Origin of the sequence: Bradyrhizobium sp. C-145 (assembly GCF_023375135.1) — a bacterium.
GTDB lineage: Bacteria > Pseudomonadota > Alphaproteobacteria > Rhizobiales > Xanthobacteraceae > Bradyrhizobium > Bradyrhizobium zhanjiangense.
Window position 1 is genome coordinate 1,352,300 of record NZ_CP088150.1, and the last position, 20,034, is coordinate 1,372,333.

The 20,034-nt window shown below is 63.7% G+C and carries 16 protein-coding genes and 6 pseudogenes; 17 read left to right on the forward strand and 5 right to left on the reverse strand.

The window, feature by feature from the left end; translation table 11 throughout:
* Positions 1–147 precede the first annotated feature (147 nt).
* Positions 148–312 carry a hypothetical protein gene (locus LRP30_RS06445; RefSeq protein ID WP_249759722.1) on the reverse strand — a complete coding sequence of 55 codons (165 nt, stop codon included), beginning with the start codon at positions 310–312 and terminating at the stop codon, positions 148–150.
* Positions 313–644: 332 nt separating this feature from the next.
* Between LRP30_RS06445 and LRP30_RS06450 the strand changes: the two are divergent.
* The 14 genes and pseudogenes from LRP30_RS06450 to LRP30_RS06515 all read left to right on the forward strand — a co-directional run bounded on the left by LRP30_RS06450 (position 645) and on the right by LRP30_RS06515 (position 15,897).
* Positions 645–1,846 (forward strand): annotated as a pseudogene (locus LRP30_RS06450) (cytochrome P450).
* Positions 1,847–1,939: 93 nt separating this feature from the next.
* Entirely contained in the window at positions 1,940–3,538 is a 1,599-nt protein-coding gene (locus LRP30_RS06455) for a cytochrome P450 (protein ID WP_249759723.1), read from the forward strand.
* On the forward strand, positions 3,525–4,370 hold the full coding sequence (locus tag LRP30_RS06460) for an SDR family oxidoreductase (RefSeq protein WP_249759724.1): 846 nt from the start codon (positions 3,525–3,527) through the stop codon (positions 4,368–4,370). The genes LRP30_RS06455 and LRP30_RS06460 overlap by 14 nt, the downstream gene beginning before the upstream one ends.
* Positions 4,370–5,713, forward strand: coding sequence for a cytochrome P450 (locus LRP30_RS06465; protein ID WP_249759725.1), 1,344 nt, complete (start codon positions 4,370–4,372; stop codon positions 5,711–5,713). The genes LRP30_RS06460 and LRP30_RS06465 overlap by 1 nt, the downstream gene beginning before the upstream one ends.
* Positions 5,714–5,845: 132 nt before the next feature.
* A complete protein-coding gene (locus LRP30_RS06470; RefSeq protein ID WP_249761703.1) occupies positions 5,846–6,844 on the forward strand; it encodes a polyprenyl synthetase family protein in 999 nt (332 codons plus the stop codon).
* Between the two features lie 286 nt (positions 6,845–7,130).
* Positions 7,131–8,681 (forward strand): hypothetical protein, encoded by a 1,551-nt coding sequence (locus LRP30_RS06475; protein WP_249759726.1) that lies wholly within the window; start codon positions 7,131–7,133, stop codon positions 8,679–8,681.
* Positions 8,678–9,580, forward strand: a complete 903-nt coding sequence (locus tag LRP30_RS06480; RefSeq protein WP_249759727.1) for a hypothetical protein — start codon at positions 8,678–8,680, stop codon at positions 9,578–9,580. The genes LRP30_RS06475 and LRP30_RS06480 overlap by 4 nt, the downstream gene beginning before the upstream one ends.
* Before the next feature lie 84 nt (positions 9,581–9,664).
* Positions 9,665–10,392: pseudogene (locus LRP30_RS06485) on the forward strand (hypothetical protein).
* A gap of 45 nt (positions 10,393–10,437) precedes the next feature.
* Positions 10,438–10,740: pseudogene (locus tag LRP30_RS06490) on the forward strand (transposase); the annotation flags it as partial.
* Positions 10,741–12,861: 2,121 nt separating this feature from the next.
* Positions 12,862–13,104, forward strand: coding sequence for a hypothetical protein (locus LRP30_RS06495; RefSeq protein WP_249759728.1), 243 nt, complete (start codon positions 12,862–12,864; stop codon positions 13,102–13,104).
* Positions 13,101–14,303: a DUF3618 domain-containing protein gene (locus tag LRP30_RS06500; protein WP_346016204.1), complete on the forward strand. Its 1,203-nt coding sequence runs from the start codon at positions 13,101–13,103 to the stop codon at positions 14,301–14,303. Before LRP30_RS06495 ends, LRP30_RS06500 begins: the two co-directional genes overlap by 4 nt.
* Before the next feature lie 12 nt (positions 14,304–14,315).
* Positions 14,316–14,993, forward strand: coding sequence for a hypothetical protein (locus tag LRP30_RS06505; protein WP_249759729.1), 678 nt, complete (start codon positions 14,316–14,318; stop codon positions 14,991–14,993).
* Between the two features lie 53 nt (positions 14,994–15,046).
* Positions 15,047–15,166: pseudogene (locus tag LRP30_RS06510) on the forward strand (phage holin family protein); the annotation flags it as partial.
* A complete protein-coding gene (locus tag LRP30_RS06515; protein ID WP_249759730.1) occupies positions 15,163–15,897 on the forward strand; it encodes a hypothetical protein in 735 nt (244 codons plus the stop codon). The pseudogene LRP30_RS06510 and the gene LRP30_RS06515, both read left to right, overlap by 4 nt.
* Before the next feature lie 119 nt (positions 15,898–16,016).
* Here LRP30_RS06515 and LRP30_RS06520 read toward each other — a convergent pair whose 3' ends face one another.
* Entirely contained in the window at positions 16,017–16,280 is a 264-nt protein-coding gene (locus tag LRP30_RS06520) for a GlsB/YeaQ/YmgE family stress response membrane protein (RefSeq protein WP_249759731.1), read from the reverse strand.
* 41 nt (positions 16,281–16,321) lie between these two features.
* Positions 16,322–16,777, reverse strand: a complete 456-nt coding sequence (locus LRP30_RS06525) for a YidB family protein (RefSeq protein WP_249759732.1) — start codon at positions 16,775–16,777, stop codon at positions 16,322–16,324.
* A 576-nt stretch (positions 16,778–17,353) separates the two neighbouring features.
* Here LRP30_RS06525 and LRP30_RS06530 point away from each other — a divergent pair.
* Positions 17,354–17,575 (forward strand): hypothetical protein, encoded by a 222-nt coding sequence (locus LRP30_RS06530; RefSeq protein ID WP_249759733.1) that lies wholly within the window; start codon positions 17,354–17,356, stop codon positions 17,573–17,575.
* Positions 17,576–17,672: 97 nt separating this feature from the next.
* A pseudogene (locus LRP30_RS06535) lies at positions 17,673–18,039 on the forward strand (hypothetical protein).
* Positions 18,040–18,115: 76 nt separating this feature from the next.
* Here the strand turns inward: LRP30_RS06535 and LRP30_RS06540 are convergent.
* Positions 18,116–18,730 (reverse strand): NYN domain-containing protein, encoded by a 615-nt coding sequence (locus LRP30_RS06540; protein WP_249759734.1) that lies wholly within the window; start codon positions 18,728–18,730, stop codon positions 18,116–18,118.
* Positions 18,731–19,206: 476 nt separating this feature from the next.
* Here LRP30_RS06540 and LRP30_RS06545 point away from each other — a divergent pair, with 476 nt between their 5' ends.
* Positions 19,207–19,512, forward strand: a complete 306-nt coding sequence (locus tag LRP30_RS06545; protein WP_276017368.1) for a hypothetical protein — start codon at positions 19,207–19,209, stop codon at positions 19,510–19,512.
* 338 nt (positions 19,513–19,850) lie between these two features.
* Here LRP30_RS06545 and LRP30_RS06550 read toward each other — a convergent pair.
* A pseudogene (locus LRP30_RS06550) lies at positions 19,851–19,998 on the reverse strand (Dabb family protein); the annotation flags it as partial.
* Between the last annotated feature and the right edge of the window lie 36 nt (positions 19,999–20,034).

Genomic DNA, 20,034 nt, shown 5'->3' on the forward strand with positions numbered 1-20,034 from the left:
GAGCTGCTGTTGGGTTGGTGCTTCCGTGGCTATTCTCCTGTAGGGTGAGCCAAGCCTTGATGGACCTTTAGAAATCTCGCCCGGGGTCGCCTGTATGAAACGATCCGGCAGCTGTCCTTCGACGCGCACCGAGTCGCCTTTGGCGAACTAGTCCCTGATCTTGGCAAGATCGACGCCGCACGCTCCTAGATAGAGCGCGCTCATACTGCGCGAGCGCGCCGCACCCGGAACAGGACCGCCCGAGGGCGTCGCCGTGTGCAGGTTCTCGGTCAGCGAGCGGAACGCCACCCGATAGTCCTTGAGCGAGGTCACGATGGCGAGCCGAGCAGCGCGTCACGCTGCTGGTCCGTGTTCTGAGACGCGCATGAGGCCAACCAACATAGGCGGATACCCATCTGAAATAGGTTTCCGTATGGCATCGCGTGGCGACAGAGTTTCCGCATATTTTTTGCGGCACCAGGCGCTTAGCTTAGGGGGCTACTACAAGATTCAGTAGCTGGCTAAAGCCAACTTGAGGCTCTAAGAGTCGGTCACCTTCCCCGCTGATCATCATCGACGAACAGAAGTGAACGCAAGCGCACGTAAAGCCGGTGACCGCAGTGCCTGCGGGCGCCCTTCCATTGCTTAGAGAGTGAAGTGACACCGTGTCCGAACAACCCCTGCCGATGCTGCCGATGTGGCGCGTCGATCACATTGAGCCCTCGCCCGAGATGTTGGCGCTACGCGCCAACGGTCCGATACACCGCGTGCGTTTCCCGTCTGGGCACGAAGGCTGGTGGGTGACAGGCTACGACGAGGCCAAGGCGGCGCTGTCCGACGCGGCGTTCCGGCCGGCGGGAATGCCGCCGACGGCGTTCACCCCGGATTCGGTGATTCTCGGTTCGCCGGGGTGGCTCGTCTCGCACGAGGGGGGCGAGCATGCCCGGTTACGCACGCTCGTCGCGCCGGCCTTCAGCAGCCGCAGGGTGAAGCTGCTGGCGCCGCATGTCGAGGCGATCGCTGCGGAGTTGTACGAGAACCTGGCGGCCCAGCGCCAGCCCGCCGATTTGCGGCGCCACCTCTCGTTTCCGCTCCGGCCATGGTCATCAGCGCCCTGATGGGCCTGCTCTACGAGGATCACGCCTTTTTCGCTCGCCTGTCCGACGAGGTGATGACGCACCAGCATGAAAGCGGCCCGCGCAGGGCGTCGCGCTCGGCCTGGGAAGAACTGCGCGCCTACATTCGCGACAAGATGCGGGACAAGCGCCAGGATCCGGGCGACAACCTGCTGACGGATCTGCTCGCGGCGGTCGACCAGGGAAAGGCGACCGAGGAAGAAGCCATCGGCCTGGCGGCAGGCATGCTGGTGGCGGGGCACGAGAGCACCGTCGCGCAGATCGAATGCGGCCTGCTGGCCATGTTCCGCCATCCGCAACAGCGCGAACGCCTGGTCGGCGATCCATCCCTGGTGGACAAGGCGGTGGAGGAAATCCTGCGCATGTACCCGCCGGGCGCGGGCTGGGACGGCATCATGCGCTATCCGAAAACCGACGTGACCATCGCGGGCGTGCATATTCCCGCCGAGAGCAAGGTGCTGGTCGGCCTGCCGGCAACGTCGTTCGATCCGCGCCATTTCGACGAGCCGGAAATCTTCGACATCGGACGCCAGGAAAAGCCGCACCTGGCGTTCTCCTACGGGCCGCACTCCTGTATCGGCGGGGAGCTGGCCAGGCTGGAACTCAAGGCGGTGTTCGGTTCGATCTTCCAGCGCTTTCCCGCGCTGCGCCTGGCCGTCGCGCCCGAACAGTTGAAGTTGCGCAAGGAGATCATCACTGGCGGGTTCGAGGAGTTCCCGGTTTTCTGGTGATGTGCGGACGCCGCTGGGGACGCGATCGTGTCCGCGGTTTGCCGGCGCACCTGCCGTGCACCGCTCAGATCAGCCAGCCAACAGGTAACGAAGATGGACGTGCAAGAAACCACGGCAGCATGCCGGGACGCCTTCGCCGAACTGGCGTCGCCGGCGTGGATCCGCGACCCGTATCCGTTCATGCGGTGGTTGCGCGAGCACGACCCGGTGCATCGCGCGGCGTCGGGCCTCTTTCTGTTGAGCCGTCACGCCGACATCTACTGGGCGCTCAAGGCCACGGGCGATGCGTTTCGGGGACCGGCGCCGGGCGAACTGGCGCGCTATTTTCCGCATGCGGCGACCAGCCTGTCGCTCAATCTGCTGGCCTCCACGCTAGCGATGAAGGACCCACCGACGCATACGCGTCTGCGCCGGCTGATCTCGCGCGATTTCACCATGCGCCAGATCGACAACCTGCGGCCGAGCATCGCGCGCATCGTCGAAGCGCGGCTGGACGGCATGGCGCCCGCGCTGGAGCGCGGGGAGGCCGTGGACCTGCATCGGGAATTCGCGCTGGCCTTGCCCATACTGGTCTTCGCCGAACTGTTTGGCATGCCCCAGGACGACATGTTCGGGCTCGCCGCCGGCATCGGCGCCATTCTGGAAGGCCTGAGCCCGCACGCCAGCGATCCCCGACTCGCCGCGGCGGACGCGGCCAGTGCCAGAGTGAAGGCCTACTTCGGCGGTCTCATACAGCGCAAGCGCACCAATCCCTGCCACGACATCGTGTCGATGCTCGTCGGCGCACACGACGATGATCCCGACACGCTGTCAGATGCGGAGTTGATCAGCATGTTGTGGGGCATGCTGCTGGGTGGCTTCGCCACCACTGCTGCGACCATCGACCATGCGGTCCTGGCGATGCTGGCCTATCCCGAACAGCGGCACTGGCTGCAGGGAGACGCCATGGGGGTGAAGGCATTCGTCGAAGAAGTCCTTCGCTGCGACGCGCCCGCCATGTTCAGCTCCATTCCGCGTATCGCCCAGCGCGACATCGAATTAGGCGGCGTGGTGATCCCGAAGAACGCGGACGTGCGCGTGCTGATCGCGTCTGGCAATCGCGATCCTGACGCCTTCGCCGATCCCGACCGCTTCGATCCCGCGCGGTTCTACGGCACCAGTCCCGGCATGTCGACCGACGGGAAGATCATGCTGAGCTTCGGCCACGGCATCCACTTCTGCCTCGGTGCGCAACTGGCCCGGGTGCAGTTGGCCGAAAGTTTGCCGCGGATTCAGGCGCGCTTCCCCACGCTGGCATTGGCCGAGCTGCCGACCCGGGAGCCCTCCGCGTTCCTTAGGACGTTCCGCGCGCTGCCGGTGCGGCTGCCTGCGGAGGGGGCTGAGATGCGCGTCGTGGTCGACCAGGATCTGTGCGGAACCAGCGGACAGTGCGTGCTGACGCTACCGGGTACTTTTCGCCAGCGCAAATCGGACGGCGTGGCCGAAGTGTGCGGGGCGACAATCCCGCAGGCGCTGCACGCCGCCGTGCGGCTCGCAGCCAGCCAGTGCCCGGTCGCCGCCATTCGGGTCATCAGAAGCGAAGCTGGCGGTGACGAGCGCGCCAGCGCCGACAGTGCGCCTTCTCCCGCGGAGGCGAAGCGGCATGCCGCGAGAGACCAACGCAATCCAGGAGGACACCATGGGACGGTTTGAAGGCAAGGTGGCCGTGGTGACCGGCGCAGGCGCCGGGATCGGCAAGGCATGCGCCCTCGCCATCGCGCGCGAGGGCGGGAGAGTGGTGGTAGCCGACATCGATGGCTCGGCGGCCACGGCGTGTGCCGCGCAAATCGCGGCCGAGGCGGGCCAGGCGCTGGCTCTGGCCATCGACATCGCCGAGGCGCAGGCTGTGGCAGCGCTGTTCGATACGGCGGAGCGGCACTTCAGTGCGGTCGATCTTCTGGTGAACAACGCGGGCGCCATGCATCTGACTCCGCGCGATCGCGCGATCCTCGACCTGGACCTGGCGGTCTGGGATGAGACCATGGCAACCAATCTGCGCGGCACATTGCTCTGCTGCCGGCAGGCTATTCCAGGGATGATCGCCCGCGGCGGTGGCGCGATCGTCAACATGTCGTCATGCCAGGGGCTCAGCGCTGACACCGCGCTGACGTCCTACGCCGCATCTAAGGCGGCGATGAACATGCTATCGGCCTCGCTCGCCACCCAGTACGGTCGTGCGCAGATCCGCTGCAACGCGGTTGCGCCGGGTCTCATTATGACCGAGCGTCTCCTGGCCAAGCTGGACGAGTGCATGCAACGGCATCTGCGCCGGCACCAGCTCCTGCCGCGCGTCGGCCGCCCCGAGGACGTGGCCGCGCTGGTGACCTTCCTGCTCTCCGACGATGCTGCGTTCATCACCGGCCAAGTAGTGTGCATCGACGGCGGCATGCTGGCGCATGTGCCGACGTACGCCGACGGTGGGAACAGCCGCGCCGCGCGGCCTTCCCGCGAGACCGCCGAAGCGGCTGCGTCGCCGCGCTGCTAATGGACATGCTGCTCAACCCGCTGAACGGTCGAGATCGGCTGCGGCACGACATCCCGGTCGTGCCCGGCGCTTTCCCCTTGGTCGGGCATCTTCCCGCCATCGTCTGCGACCTGCCGCGCCTGCTGCGGCACGCGGAACGGACGCTGGGCAGCCACTTCTGGCTGGACTTCGGCCCTGCCGGACACATGGTGACGTGTCTGGATCCGGATGCGATAGCACTGCTCCGGCACAAGGACGTGTCCTCGGCGCTGATCGAAGATATCGCGCCCGAATTGTTTGGCGGAACGTTGGTCGCCCAGGACGGCGGCGCGCACCGGCAGGCGCGCGGTGCGCTCCAGGCGGCGTTCCTGCCCACGGGGCTGACCCAGGCTGGCGTCGGCGAGCTGTTCGCGCCCGTCATCCGGGCGCGCGTGCAGAGGTGGCGCGACCGAGGCGACGTAACCATCCTGCGCGAAACCGGCGATCTGATGCTTAAGCTCATCTTCAGCCTCATGGGAATCCCCACGCAGAACCTGCCGGAATGGCGTCGCAAGTACCGCCAACTGCTGCAGTTGATCGTCGCGCCCCCGGTCGACCTGCCCGGACTGCCCTTGCGGCGCGGTCGCGCCGCCCGCGACTGGATCGATGCGCGGTTGCGCGAGTTCGTTCGCGGTGCGCGCGAACATGCCGCGCGCACCGGGTTGATCAACGACATGGTGAGCGCCTTCGATCGCAGCGACGATGCGCTCTCCGATGAGGTCCTGGTCGCCAATATCCGCTTGCTGCTGCTTGGTGGTCACGACACCACCGCCTCAACGATGGCCTGGATGGTGATCGAGCTGGCGCGGCAGCCTGGGCTATGGGACGCTCTGGTCGAGGAGGCGCAACGCGTGGGCGCGGTGCCGACGCGGCACGCGGACTTGGCGCAGTGTCCGGTCGCCGAGGCGCTGTTCCGCGAGACGCTGCGCATGCATCCGCCGACGCCGCTCCTGGTGCGTCGCGCAGTGCGTGAATTGCGACTCGGCCAACGGCGCATTCCCGCGGGCACCGATCTGTGCATCCCGCTGCTGCATTTCTCGACCTCGGCGCTGCTGCACGAGGCGCCTCATCAGTTTCGCCTGGCGCGGTGGCTGGAACGCACCGAGCCGATCCGGCCGGTGGACATGCTGCAGTTCGGTACCGGCCCACACGTCTGCATCGGCTACCACCTGGCATGTCTGGAACTGGTGCAGTTCTGCATCGCCTTGGCGCTGACCATGCACGAGGGCGGGGCGCGGCCGCGGTTGCTGAACGGCGTCGAAAAAGGCCGGCGCTATTACCCGACCGCACATCCGTCCATGACTGTCCGCATCGGATTCTCATGAGCTGGCATCACATGCCCCTGTGGCGAGGCAGCGGCACCGGCGACGCGCGGCATTGCTGCACTCGGCGCGCGCACGGTGCGACGCAGACAACACCGCGGCGGCTCGCCTGTCAGGGACAAGGACATGAACAACATGCAGACCGGTTCTACGCCACAGGATGACAGAACTGGTGATTCCGCGCTCGGCGGATTGGGCGCGCAGACGTGCGGCGCATCCGGCGGGCTGCTGCCTGAGATCTGGATGCATGAGGGCGCAAACCGGGTCGAACAAGTGCTGGGGCGTCTTCTCTGCGCCGAACATGACGGTGAGACCGAGCTGATGGCGGCGATGCGCTACGCCACCTTGCATGGCGGGAAGCGCACACGCGCCTTGCTCTGTCTGGCTGCCGGCACACTGGCCGACGCGCCGGCGCACATGCTCGATGACGTCGGCGCCGCCATCGAGATGATGCACGCCTGCACCCTGGTCCACGACGATCTGCCCGCGATGGACGACGACGTGCTTCGCCGCGGCCTTCCGACGGTGCACGTCAAGTTCGGCGAAGCTACTGCGATCCTGGTCGGCGATGCGCTGCAGGCGCACGCCTTCCTGACCCTGGCGAGCCTGGATGCGCCGGGCGACAACCGTATCGCGCTCGTGCGCGAACTGGCGCGGGCGGTGTCAGCCGAGGGTGCCGCTGGCGGACAGGCCATGGATCTGTCTCTGGTGGGAAAGCACGTCGAGCTGGACAGGATCGTGGCGATGCACCGGATGAAGAGCGGAGCGCTAGTGCGTGCGTCCGTTCGCATGGGCGCCCTATGCGCTTTCGCGGAGAATGCCGCGCACGCTGCGCTGTACTGTGCGCTCGATCACTACAGCGCCTGTTTCGGCCTGGCGTTGCAGGTGGTCGACGACATTCTCGACGTGACAGCGGATACCGCGACGCTGGGCAAGACCCCCGGCAAGGACGCGGCGGCGCAGAAGCCGACCTGCGCGTCGATCATGGGCCTGCAGGCAGCACGCCAGTTCGCGCTGGATCTGTTGCGCGATGCCGGGGAGGCCATCGCGCCGCTGGGGCCGCGTGCTGAACGGTTGGCGCAACTCCTAGAGCGCGCCAACGCGTATCTGTTCAAGCACGCGCCATGCGCATGAGCGCGCCCGCCAGCATGGAGACGCCCCCGTGCCGCAGCGATCGACCGGCGACAGAGGTACATGCTGCACTTTGTCCGAGTCGCGGTGCCGATCGCAGCGGTTGCCCGCGACCCACGCGGCGCCCTGCGCGCAAGCCTACGCGGCGGACCGGCGCCAGCATCGGGGACCTCGCCGCGCCGGAGCAGGGCGGCCGTCCGGCGCTGCCTATGCGACGAGCTTGCGGCGACATGCGCGGCGTCTGCCCGATCCCGGTTCTTTTCAACGGTCTGCATAAGGAACATCCAGCGTGAACGCGCTGTCCGAACAGATCCTTTCCGAATTGCGCGGCCTGCTGAGCGAAATGAGCGATGGCGGCAGCGTCGGTTCGTCTGTCTACGACACGGCGCGGGCGCTGCGCTTCCACGGCAACGTCACTGATCGGCAGGACGCATACGCGTGGCTCATCGCGCAGCAACAGGCCGACGGCGGATGGGGAAGCGCGGACTTCCCGCTGTTCCGGCATGCGCCTACCTGGGCAGCGTTACTGGCATTGCAACGTGCCGATCCTCTTCCCGGTGCTGCCGACGCAGTCCAGGCGGCAACCCGCTTCCTCCAGCGCCAGCCCGATCCCTACGCGCATGCGGTGCCAGAAGACGCGCCGATCGGCGCGGAGCTGATCCTGCCGCAGCTTTGCGGTGAGGCCGCATCCTTGCTGGGTGCCGTAGCGTTTCCGCGCCATCCAGCGCTGTTGCCATTCCGGCAAGCGTGCCTGGTCAAGCTGGGGGCGGTGGCAATGTTGCCGAGCGGCCATCCGTTGCTACACTCCTGGGAAGCCTGGGGGACCTCGCCGACCAGCGCATGCCCGGATGATGACGGCAGCATCGGCATCAGTCCGGCGGCCACCGCCGCGTGGCGTGCGCACGCCGTGACACGGGGGAACACGCCGCAGGTCGGGCGCGCCGATGCGTATCTGCAGATGGCATCGCGGGCGACGCGCAGCGGCATCGAAGGTGTCGTTCCCAATGTCTGGCCGATCAATGTGTTCGAGCCATGCTGGTCGCTGTACACCCTGCATCTGGCCGGGCTGTTCGCGCATCCCGCGCTCGCCGAGGCGGTCCGCGTGATCGTCGCGCAGCTCGATGCCCGCCTGGGCGTGCGCGGTCTGGGCCCGGCCTTGCACTTCGCGGCTGATGCGGACGACACCGCCGTTGCGTTGTGCGTCCTGCACCTTGCAGGCCGCGCCCCGGCGGTCGATGCGTTGCGCCATTTCGAAATCGGCGAGCTGTTCGTCACGTTCCCCGGCGAGCGCAATGCCTCGGTGTCGACCAACATCCATGCCTTGCATGCGTTGCGACTGTTGGGAAAGCCCGCCGCGGGCACCAGCGCCTACGTCGAGGCCAATCGCAACCCGCACGGTCTATGGGACAACGAAAAATGGCACGTTTCGTGGCTGTATCCCACCGCGCATGCGGTCGCTGCGCTGGCGCAAGGCAAGCCCCAGTGGCGCGACGAGCGCGCGCTGGCGGCGCTGCTGCAGGCGCAGCGCGACGACGGTGGCTGGGGCGCCGGTCGCGCGTCCACATTCGAGGAAACCGCCTATGCGCTGTTCGCGTTACACGTGATGGACGGGAGCGAAGAGGCGACAGGGCGCCGGCGCATCGCGCAGGGGGTGGCGCGTGCGCTGGAGTGGATGCTCGCCCGCCATGCGGCGCATGCATTGCCGCAGACGCCGCTGTGGATCGGCAAGGAACTGTATTGCCCCACTCGGGTCGTGCGCGTGGCCGAACTCGCCGGGTTGTGGCTGGCGCTTCGTTGGAGGCGGCGCGTCCTGGCCGAGGGAGCAGGAGCGGCGCCATGATCCAGCCCGAACGCGCGCTCCAGCAGGTGCTGGAGTGGGGGCGTTCCCTGACCGGCTTCGCTGACGAGCATGCCGTGGAAGCGGTCAGGGGCGGCCAGTACATCCTGCGGCGCATCCACCCGAGCCTGCGCGATACCAGCGCCCGCACCGGTCGCGATCCGCAGGACGAAACGCTGACCGTGGCGTTCTATCGCGAACTGGCGCTGCTGTTCTGGCTTGACGATTGCAACGACCTTGGCCTGATCGCGCCGGAGCAGCTCGCCGCGGTGGAGCAGGCGCTGGGGCAGGGCGAGCCGTGCGCGCTCCCCGGATTCGAGGGCTGCGCTGTGCTGCGCGCTTCGCTGGCCGCGCTCGCCTACGATCGTCGCGACTATGCTCAGCTTCTCGACGATACCCGGTGCTACTGTGCGGCGCTGCGCGCCGGACACGCGCAGGCGGCAGGGGCGGAACGCTGGTCCTACGCCGAGTACCTGCACAACGGCATCGATTCGATCGCCTACGCGAACGTGTTCTGTTGCCTGTCGTTGCTGTGGGGGCTGGACATGGCGACCTTGCGCGCGCGTCCGGCGTTTCGCCAGGTCCTGCGGCTCATCTCCGCGATAGGGCGCCTGCAGAACGATCTGCATGGACGCGACAAGGACAGGTCGGCCGGCGAGGCCGACAACGCGGCGATCCTGCTGCTGCAGCGCTATCCAGCTATGCCTGTGGTGGAGTTCCTCAACGACGAGCTGGCCGGCCATACGCGCATGCTGCACCGGGTGATGGCGGAAGAACGCTTTCCGGCGCCGTGGGGACCGTTGATCGAGGCCATGGCAGCCATCCGCGCGCAGTACTACCAGACCTCGGCCAGCCGGTACCGCAGCGACTCTGCGGGGGGAGGCCAGCGTGCGCCGGCCTGAACGCGCGGGGGGCGGCGGCGTGCGCGCCTTGCCGCGGTCCGAGACGATGCAACGCCGTCGCCCGATGCGACGGATGGAGCGAGCATGAGCGACACCGCCCTGAGCCGGCGCAAGGACGACCATCTGGACATCGTGCTGGATCGGCGAGCGGCCCCGGCCACGGTCGCAGCCGGCTGAGAGTACATCCGTTTCGAACACTGCGCATTGCCCGAGTTGGACCTGACGCAGATCGACCTGCGCGCCTCGCTGCTGGGCAAGACCATGCGCGCGCCGCTGCTGATCAGCTCCATGACCGGCGGCATGCCACGCGCCGAGGCCTTCAACCGGCATCTGAGCGAGGCCGCGCAAGCCTTGGGCATCGCCATGTGCGTCGGTTCGCAGCGCGTGAACCTGCAATCCCGCAACTCCCAGGGGCTGACGCGCGCGCTGCGCCGCCTGGCCCCAGACATTCCCTTGCTGGCCAATATCGGCGCCGCGCAACTGCGCGAGGCCAACGGCCCGGACCTGGCGCGCCGGGCGGTGGATGCGCTGGGGCCGATGGACTCATCGTCCATCTCAATCCGCTGCAGGAAGCGGTACAGCCGGAGGGCGACCGCAACTGGCGCGGCGTCCTGGCGCAGATCGCTCGCGCCGCGCGCAGCGTGGGCGTGCCGATCGCGCCAAGGCCATCCGCCTGGGCGCGGACATCGCCGGGCAGGCCGCCAGCGTGCTGCGCGCGGCGACTGTGTCCACCGAGGCGGTTGTCGCCCATATCGAGATCGTCATCCGCCAGTTGGCCGTCGCCTGCTTCTGCATCGGTGGCGTTGCGTTAGGCGCGCTTGTTGCCCTCGGCGTATCTGCCCGCCGGTTAATGCCGTCGCCAGAGCATTGCGCCGGAGAAATTGCTGCGGGCCATGTTGTTGCAGGTGTTCTACAGCGTCTGTTCGAAGCGGCAATTGATGGAGTAGGTGCAGAAGAACCTGCTGTATCGCTTGTTCATCGGTCTTTCGATGGACGACGGTGTGGTGCCGACGGTGTTCAGCAAGAACCGCGGGCGATTGGTCGAACACGATGCGGTAATCGCGCTGTTAAACGAAGTGGTGGAGATCGCCAATGACCGGGACTGGTTGTCGGGCGAACATTTCAGTGTGGATGGCACGTTGATCAGTCTGTATTCAGGGCGAGAATAGCGAAAAAAGTAGCGCTGATTAAGAAGGCGGTGGCGCAGTACAATGCTGAATTGCCCAGCCAGGTGGTTGCGGTTGTCGGAACGCTAAGGCGAGGCCGGTGCCGGCATAGATCCAAACGTAACTTCTAATATCGAGGATATGGGGCGAGATCGGGCTTCAACGCGAGGGAAATAATACCCTGCCTACTCTCAACAATCGCTGCATTTGCAGACTCGTGGCTCTTCGTAGCTCCGGAATATCGGACAGCACGGCGCGTTCGGATGTCTCCTCGAACCTAACGAATCGGCGTCATCAGATCACGCCGCAAACAGGCGCCAGCTGAGGGTCTTTATTAGTCATCAGCTTTAATCGCCGTTTCGGGTTTTACTCGGGCGTCCAAGGGTAGAGCGTGCTCAGACCGAGGCAGCTCCGACTGATGTTTTTCGAACTTTGCCGATAGCGATGACGCGATTTTTCTGCCAAGCTCCTTTCTTCCTTAAATCTATGATCTCTGTCGTGATGATATTCTTGGAAATTTGGACCCTATCGGCCGTGCTGCAGATGGCGCTCGTCTGATCCACGCGCGCCATTCGGTTGAGGCGATCCTGACAAGGTTGGTGAGATTTTTGGCGCGGCGTTGCGGGCGTTCGATGATTTGCAGGTGGCCAAGTCGTCGTCCCTCGTGCATGGCATTCTGGACCGTGGTCCTGCCCACACAGCGCGATCGGCAATGTCATCGATGGAAAGGTCGCACACTCCTTGCCGCTTTACCTCGCCGGCCACGACGCAGAGGGCGGCCCGCTCACCCTCGGTGTAGTGGTGACGCATTGTATCAGGGAGCGCGCTTGAACCGCCAAGCATGCGTTTTCGGTGACGGCGCTTCATGCGCACCTCATCCGTTAAACGTCGTCGGCACCGGCGCGGCGTGCGGCCGACTCGATTTGACTATCTTTGGAGATGGCCCCGATACTGGTTTGTCGGTATCGCGCCCTGCTCGAAATGCTTGGGCGATAGGATCGAGCCAAGCACGGGCCCTCATTCGCTCAATGCTTGCCGCCAATAAAAGGAGAGATGGGGACCCTCGTGAACGTCCGCCGTACGCTTAAGATTTCGCGGCCGCGGACAGCGTCTTTGCCTGACTGGCAGCTAAAGACTCACGTTGTTACACGAATGCGGACTGCGTTCTGGAACCGGCCAGAACTTGCTGGCCAGTGCTTACGAACGACGTCGGATGGGCGCGCGTCGAACACTTCGCGATAGGAGCAACGCGGGCAACGAAACTCGGCTGCCCTTCCATAGGAGGACACCATCCCTGAAATGGCCATTGGCCATGCTTCACAACGTGGGCACGATGGGAGGATGCAATCAGCCGATAGCGACATAGGCAATCTCAATTCTGTCCCTGCATCCTCGGAGAGAGGGTTGGAGCCCGAGCCGCTCCGCGAGATCGCGGTAAGCCACCGACTGTCAATCTCGCACAAATGTAAGTGTTCCTCTGAACCGACCCCTTCGATGCAAATGACATCAGCTCGCCGTACAAGCTCGTCCCAAAGCAAGTGCGGTACCGGGTCTTATAGAGCCCAGACCTGCAACCACCCGATCGAGACACTAGCGGCGTGAGCCCTTCCGGTTTCTTACAGGCTCATGGTCATTACCGACATCGGCGAACGCCAGATTTGGTTGGCAGCGACGAGCGCGACAAGGCTGTCGAGTGCGTGCTCGATGCGGTTCCCGAGGGAAGGGCCCTTAGCGCCGTCCAGCGGAGTTGGGTCGAGGCGGCTTTGAACATGAGGCTCGGGAAGTCCGGCAGCCTCAATTGTCATAGCGCCTCAAAAGGTCCCAGCCGCTGTCTGGACGGCCGAGGTTCCAGTAACCCAGGCAAGGCTCGATCAAAACGAGATGCATCTCTCGTTAGTTCCTAGTCGGCCATAGCGCTTCCAGGGCCGGACGTGAGCCGAGCGCCTTCCATGCTGATTGATACCCTCCGCAAAACAAAACCGGAGCGGTGTATCAGATGATACGGATCTTGGATTAAATGTGTTGCAGCTTTGATCTAAGCGCGCCGACACCCGGAACTATTTCGGAGTCGAGCTCGCGATACGGGCTATGTGTCTTGCTTTCCGGAGACCTCGCATGGGTAAGCTTCGCCGTCGCATTAAACACACCACGTCGTTCACGCAGCGCCTCATGGAGGAGGCTGCCAAGTTTCGGGAAGCCGCCGAACAATTGCCGCCCGGTACTCAGCGAGAGTTGTTGATGAAGCGCGCCAGGCAGGCTGAGGCCGCTGTGCAAATCAATGACTGGTTGGCCGCACCAGGCGCAGCGCCGCCCGCACTCGGGGAGATGGCGGCGAAAAAGGCTCGTGACATCGCATGAAGTTGCTGACCGAACGCGCGGTCCAGCTTGAAAAGCTGGCGGCCAGCGAACCCGATTCGGCATGTTGCTTCAACAAGCCGGCTCATTCGCAAGCTTGCCGCAAAGCGGGCGGGGGCTCGCGCCGCCAAGTCCACCGGAAATCGCTCTGGTTGACGGCCAGAAAGATCTTGCTGAGCTTCAGGAGCTCCCGGCGGCTAAAATTCAGGCGGCCTCAGTGCCTGCCCGTGCCAACAGATCAGGAGGGTGAAGTGATGACACGATCCGTGGAGGAGTTGAGACGCGAGTCCGAGCGCAGCCGTGCAGAACTGGCGGCTACGGTAGGACGATTAAAGGAGCAGATATCGGACACCGCCGACGACATTCGCCACAAAGTCTCGCCGCAGCACATCAAATCCGAGGTCACCGAATACGTCAGCCACAAAACCCAAAGTTGGGTCGAGGGGCTCAAGCAACAGATCATGGAGAATCCCATGCGCGCAGTGGCCGCGGGCGCCGCCGTGGGAATTCCGCTGCTGCGAATGGCGCGAGGTGTGCCGTTCCCACTTCTCATGATCGGTGCCGGGCTGGCCCTGACGTCGAAGACAGTGCGGGATCGCGCTGCAGACGCCACCGGTCCGGTCATCGACAAAGCGGGAGGGATGCTTGAGGAGGTGAGGGAAGGCGCCCTGGCCATGCAGGGCGATGCCAAGGAGACGCTATCCTCGGCTCAAAGCCGAGCCGCCGGGATAGCTGGCGACGCGCAGGACAAGGCCGCTGATCTGCGCGGGAGCGCGGCGCGGACGGCCAGCGTCGCGAGCGAAAAGCTCAAGAGCGGCATGGATGCAACCAAGGATGCCGCTGCGAGCGTGCCTGACCAGGCTCGTCAGACCATTGGCGACAATGCAGCGCTGATCGGAGGCCTGGGCATCGCGATTGGTGCCATCATTGCCGCGGCGCTCCCCGAGACCAAGGCTGAAGCCAGGGTGATGGGCCGGGCAAGCGACGAAATGAAGCAGGCTGCGGCCGCTGCGGCGCAATCCGGCTTCGAGGCAGCCAAAGGCGCGACCACATCGGCAACCGATGCTGCGGCGCAAAAGGTCGCCGAGGCTGATCTCGCCAGCCACGCCAGCCGTATGACGCAGAACATGGCGGACACATTGAAAGAGGCCGCCGACGACGTGGTCAAAGCTGCCTTTAGTCCCTCTCAAACGAACACTTGAAGGATAAACATCATGAGCGATTTGGACCCGCACAACGTGACGCAGTTCGCAAAGGACCAGGACAAAGGCACCGGGAAGGATCTGAGAGAACAGATTGGTGATGCCGGAGGGGAGATGAAGCAGCGCGCCGGTGATGCTTTTCAGGCATCGGCCGATCTTGCGCGAGACAAGTTTGGTGAGGCCGCGGAAGCAGCAAAGGGGGTCGCGGAAGGAACCGCGGACCAGATCCAGAGCCAAGCGCGCGAGCAGCAGCGGTCCGGCGCCGATTTCGTCCAGCGCCTGGCCGGCAACATCCGCGAAGCCGGCAGAGCTTTTGAGATTGACGTACCGTTCGCCGCACGTGGCATCGATTCCGCCGCGGACTATGTCGAAGACGCCGCGCAGAAGATCCGGGAGGGGAGCTTCCGAGATCTCGTCGAAGGCGCAACCGATTTCGCCAAACGTCAGCCTGCGGCCTTTCTCGGGATATCGGTGTTGGCAGGCTTCGCGGCCGTCCGCTTCCTGAAGGCATCGGGCGGACAGTCGTCATCCCCTGGGCAGCGCACCACGGACAGATCGTCGTCGGGAAGCGGCCAGAAGTCGGGCGGGACTTCGTTCTCGGCAGGACAACCAACTTGGGCTGAGGAGTCCGTGCGGCGTGGCCCTAATCCGCAACAAACCTCATCCACACAGGGCAGCACAGTACCATGAGCATCGAGCGCGATTTCAGGGCGATCTCGACGCTGCTCGGCGATGCCGTGGCCATCGCCGCCGTGCTCGTCGCCATCGGCCTCAACCGGCTTGATGTGCGTCATCTGGCGCCCCGGGAAACGATCGGCCAGCTCGAAAAGGATAAGGACACCGTGAAGGGAATGGTGCGATGAGCAGCACAAAAACCAGCTTTATGGACAATTTGGTGACCGCCGCCCGGGAAAACCCGCTTGCTGCGGCGCTGATCGGAGGCGGAGCGCTCTGGCTGTTGGCCGGCGACCCGAAGCTGAAGACTGCGGCGCGGTCGGCTGCGGACGCCGTCGCACCCGTCGCCGACATTGGGACGAGTGGTCTCAGGTCGGCGGCATCCGCCGTCAAGCAGACCGTGGCGCCTCCGACCGCACCTGAAATGGACGACGACACGTCGCTGGGCGTCGGAGAAAGTTTTCGTGACGCGACCGCTGCCGCTTCCGATGCGGTCTCGAGAGCTGGCGACAACGTCCGGAATCGTTTCGACGAGGGCGTCGCCTTCGCGCAGGAAAAATTCAGCAAGCACGGCAACGCGTTTCCGGACAAGGAAGCCATAAACAGCGCGAAATCGTCACTCGCCGATATGCTTGAACGGCAACCCCTCGTGCTTGGGGTCGTGGGCGTCGCGATCGGTGCAGCGGTTGCAGGCGCGTTTCGCGCGTCTGAGATCGAGAACCAGTACATCGGCAAAGTCAGCGACGATGTGAAGGACGACCTGAATCGGCGCGCCGGTGCGGTCTCGCAGGCCCTGCGTGAAGCCTCGGATACGGTGATCGCAGATATGAGTGACACCAGCGCCGAAGCTGTAGACCGGCTTAAGCAGGCTGGCATGGACGCCGCGGCAGCTGCCCGTGCCGAAGTGAAGTCTCCTTGATGCCACGAGAAAGGCGGGGGCGCGCTTGCCGTCGATGGCGCGCGCCCTTTTTGCTTGAACTTGATCAGACAGGATGCTTTGCACACAGATCGCGGCGGACAAAACGCGACCTTCCGCCTTCAAATCACGCGCCGTTGTCGTCCGGCGAACAGACCATACACAAAGAGCACGATGATGGCGCCGACCACCGCACCGATGAGTCCGGCACCCTCTCCCGGACGGTACCACCCAAGGGCTTGGCCAAGGTAAGTGGCAACGAAGGCGCCGACGATCCCGAGGATGGTCGTCAGGATGAACCCGGAGGGTTCGTTATCACCTGGCATGATGAATTTTGCGATCACCCCCGCGATAAAGCCGATAATGATGGTCCAGATAATGCTCATGCTCCGCTCCTCCTGAATAGATAACGGCGACAGTTCGAGGGCTATGAGGCGGGTACACGCCCCTCAGGTGTGTACTTGTCGATTGCCTGGGGAAGCTCGCGCGATAATCTTGCGAGTATCTCCTCCTGAGAAAGCCCGGTTTCCTTCTCAAGTCTGTCCAACACGTCGGGGCCGATTGCTTCCCGCAGCTGCGGGGGCGATATGTCCTTGTTTGGCCCCGAGCTGACCCAAGACCGAGCCTCATCTCCGTGGCCGTTTTGGTTGAATTTCTCCAGTAGCTCGCCAATTCCTCCCTGGAGCAGTCCTCCGACACCCCCGCCGCTCAGCAGGCCCAGGAGATTGCGGAGCAGGCCGCCGAGCGGCTGTTGAGAATTGGGCGGCTCGAGAGAGCCTGCGCCCGGGCCTCTGAGCAACTCCGCCAGCTTGTCTCGATTCTGATACCCGGCAATGGCGAGCAGTCCGAGAAGTGCGGTCATGGACGGCATTCCGCGGCTCATCTTGTAACTCCATGATATGATTAGACAGCTCGAACTCGGCCGGTCCGGTTCTGTTCCTAGGCAGTCTCGACCAGACATCCGGGCACCTCAGTCCTGACCGCTTATTGCCTCGCAGTCGCAAAGCGGCCTGATCAACATGAAGTCCGCCAAGGCGCTCGGCCTCACCGTACCGCCCTCGTTGCTTATCCGCGCCGACGAGGTGATCGAATAGCGACAACAATTGCGGGGGTGCATGAGTCGGTTATGGCACTTTGCAACTTCAAGATTCGGATGTGCGTGGTCTGCTTGCGAGGAGAGAACGGACAAGTGCAGCTGGCAGGTTGATCATGTTTCGGGGGCGCAAGCCGTTCGCTTTGAGAGCCCAGACCCACTCCGCCACCCTGCCGCGAGATCGTATCGAGATTTCAATCGAGCAATGACAAGGCCTTGAGACAATCGTCTGGCATGTCCTATCAGGCGGATACATCGACCCGCGCCGATGATGCAGCGCGTGGAAGTCTCACGGGCATTTTTGCGAAATTAGGAACGAGGTCTCGGCTTCCACATTGCTTCTGAGGTGCAATCGGGAGCCTCAGCATGGCAACGCAAATCGTGATGGATCACAGCGGCGACAGCCGGCACTTCTTCGACGACTCCAGTGCAGATGCCTTGGCGGAAGCGGAGAGGCTTTTTCTGGAATATATCGGCAAAGGATATACCGCGGCGGTGAGGACGGGGCCGGGGGAGGTAACCAAAATCACAGCGTTCGAGCCGACCGCCGAAGAGACATTGTTCTTCCCGCGGCTCGTCGGCGGGTGATCACCAGGTGAAGACTAAGTTTTGTCGCGTCCGCCCGTGGACCCTTCGAAGCCTGGCCGTTGGTGGGCTTTATCAAGCAGCTAAGGACGAGAAAACGATTCAGGGTCGTGCGCTGCGACTGCTGCGTTCTTGGCTTTCGCCGCAGCAAAGGGTCGAGTTCGATACGAGGGGGTACTTCGATGTCGTAGGATGCCATACCGGGAAGCGGTACCGCCAGGCAGGGATCGTCCGGTAACGTCAACGAGATCGACGAATATGGGCGGCTCGGAACGGGGTGGTGCTTCGTCCCGCTGGGTGGCTTGGTCGCGAGCGACGTCATGCTCGCCCAGAAAATAGCTCTCGAAACGGACGAGGAGCGCGCCCTGAGCATCGCCAACAGCTTCCCCCGGCCCATCCGGTGGCGCCTACCCGTTAGTCGCTCGGAGGGAAGAAGTTCGCGCGTGCGCCTTCTTCATCCCAGCTAGAACCCAGTTGAGGATCTCGCAATCAAGAGGCCCGTCCTAATCCTTCGCACATGTGACCCGACGCGGCGGCACCGATTCACTCCGGTGGATCATTCCCTTTCGGCTCTTGTAACAACTTCGGCAGTCGGCCGCGCGGCTCGCGGTCACGCGGGGCGGGGCGTTCGGACGGGTCGCGGCCGAGCTTGGATTGCAGCTCGACGAGGTCGGTGAAGACGTCGGCCTGGCGGCGCAGCTCGTCGGCGATCATCGGCGGCTGGCTGGCGATGGTGGAGACCACGGTGACCCGCACGCCGCGGCGCTGGACGGCCTCGACCAGGGAGCGGAACTCGCCGTCACCCGAGAACAGCACCATCTGGTCGATATGCCCGGCGAGCTCCATGGCGTCGACGGCAAGCTCGATGTCCATGTTGCCCTTGATTTTGCGGCGGCCGGAGTCGTCGATGAATTCCTTGGTCGCCTTAGTGACGACCGTGTAGCCGTTGTAGTCCAGCCAGTCGATCAGGGGACGGATCGAGGAGTATTCCTGATCCTCGATGATGGCGGTATAGTAGAACGCCCGAAGCAGCGTCCCGCGGCTCTGAAACTCCTTCAGCAGGCGCTTGAAATCGATGTCGAAGCCCAGAGTTTTCGCCGTCGCGTAGAGATTGGCCCCGTCGATGAAGAGCGCGATCTTGTTGGTAGGAGAGGGCATTTGTGCCGTTTGCAGAAGCTAAATGAAGGATTGAACGTGTAAGGATTTATCCGCCGAGCGCGAACAGGCGGACGCTTTATATACAGATAGTCACCGAGTGCGCCAAATGGGGTCGGCTCAAGGCGCTCGAGATCATGATTCGGAACTCGTGCTGTAGACGAAAGTTGTTCTGTCAAATTTGTCATTTTTGCTGTCCGTTCTAGAAGCTTTTGAGGCTAGTCGCGTCATGACGTCTGGCGATTTTGCCCTGTTCGAATTCTCCATCAGCAGGCGCGGCCGCACTTGGCGGTGGTCTGTCTCAGATCAATGCGGAAATCTTCTGTTGGCGGGAAGTGAGCGCAGCCGGTCCGGGGCGCAATACATGGCTGCCCGAGCCATCTTCCAGTTTCTGTTGACAGCCCCTTATCGCAATCGAACGAGATCTACCCGTCGGCGTCCTCCCGTCCACTGAAGTCACCTCAATTGTCGATTTTCAGGTGGCTCATCCGCTTGTCACGAATGCTGGCGATATTCTGCTCGAGCATCAACTTCGGCAAGACGGCGAACGACCGTTGGTGAACTGGCGTCCCGCTAATCCAGAAGCGAAAGCCCGCGCACAAGCCATGGGATTCGTTGAAGTGGATGAGGACGACATGGTGCTCGATCCCACCCAGTCCGGAAAGTGGGAGCTAAACAGCGATGGTGAATGGCAGCGTGCAACTAGTTCTCGGCGCTATCTCTCCAAAGCGGACAGTGATACTGAAGCTGCAGCAGATTCCGACGAGGACGGTGACTTTATGTAACGCGGATCTGTAAGCGTTCATGTTGCGGCAGGCGGCGGAGCAACGTAAGTCGACATCGTCAGCTTACGTTGAGTCTTGGGCGGAGTGAAACCGACCGCTTCGACCGGATGAGATGCCTGGTAACAACGGCACCGTGGCGCTTGTGAGAGTTGCGCGGCGATGAATAGCTCAACAAAAGCCCCGGCTTCGAGCCGGGGCTTTCCATTTGCACCCTGGAGAGGAGGAATCATTCGCGGACTAACGCCATGGGGCCACGTCATTGTGGCCGTTTCCAGCCAGTCGAGGTGTGCGTCAATGTTCACCATCAGAGCGGTCCGAAGTGAATTCGTAAACAACGAATCGATGTCATTACCGAGCTGATCGGCCTTGCGGTTGCGCGCGATCTCGATCCGGCGTGCATGTGGGTGGCGGTAATAACCGAGAGTCCGTCGGCGATTCGACTGATGTGGTCTTGTTCTTGGCTGTAAATAGGACGATGTGGCGAATCGTGGCTGGCTAACTGTGTGAGATGAAGGCTGATCG

Bases quoted from the DNA above. Each gene is read 5' to 3' on its own strand.
- LRP30_RS06455 (WP_249759723.1), top strand. From the start codon at position 1,940: ATGGACGTGCAAGAAACCACGGCAGCATGCCGGGACGCCTTCGCCGAA.
- LRP30_RS06460 (WP_249759724.1), top strand. From the start codon at position 3,525: ATGGGACGGTTTGAAGGCAAGGTGGCCGTGGTGACCGGCGCAGGCGCC.
- LRP30_RS06465 (WP_249759725.1), top strand. From the start codon at position 4,370: ATGGACATGCTGCTCAACCCGCTGAACGGTCGAGATCGGCTGCGGCAC.
- LRP30_RS06470 (WP_249761703.1), top strand. From the start codon at position 5,846: ATGCAGACCGGTTCTACGCCACAGGATGACAGAACTGGTGATTCCGCG.
- LRP30_RS06480 (WP_249759727.1), top strand. From the start codon at position 8,678: ATGATCCAGCCCGAACGCGCGCTCCAGCAGGTGCTGGAGTGGGGGCGT.
- LRP30_RS06495 (WP_249759728.1), top strand. From the start codon at position 12,862: ATGGGTAAGCTTCGCCGTCGCATTAAACACACCACGTCGTTCACGCAG.
- LRP30_RS06500 (WP_346016204.1), top strand. From the start codon at position 13,101: ATGAAGTTGCTGACCGAACGCGCGGTCCAGCTTGAAAAGCTGGCGGCC.
- LRP30_RS06505 (WP_249759729.1), top strand. From the start codon at position 14,316: ATGAGCGATTTGGACCCGCACAACGTGACGCAGTTCGCAAAGGACCAG.
- LRP30_RS06515 (WP_249759730.1), top strand. From the start codon at position 15,163: ATGAGCAGCACAAAAACCAGCTTTATGGACAATTTGGTGACCGCCGCC.
- LRP30_RS06520 (WP_249759731.1), bottom strand. From the start codon at position 16,280: ATGAGCATTATCTGGACCATCATTATCGGCTTTATCGCGGGGGTGATC.
- LRP30_RS06525 (WP_249759732.1), bottom strand. From the start codon at position 16,777: ATGAGCCGCGGAATGCCGTCCATGACCGCACTTCTCGGACTGCTCGCC.
- LRP30_RS06530 (WP_249759733.1), top strand. From the start codon at position 17,354: ATGGCAACGCAAATCGTGATGGATCACAGCGGCGACAGCCGGCACTTC.
- LRP30_RS06540 (WP_249759734.1), bottom strand. From the start codon at position 18,730: ATGCCCTCTCCTACCAACAAGATCGCGCTCTTCATCGACGGGGCCAAT.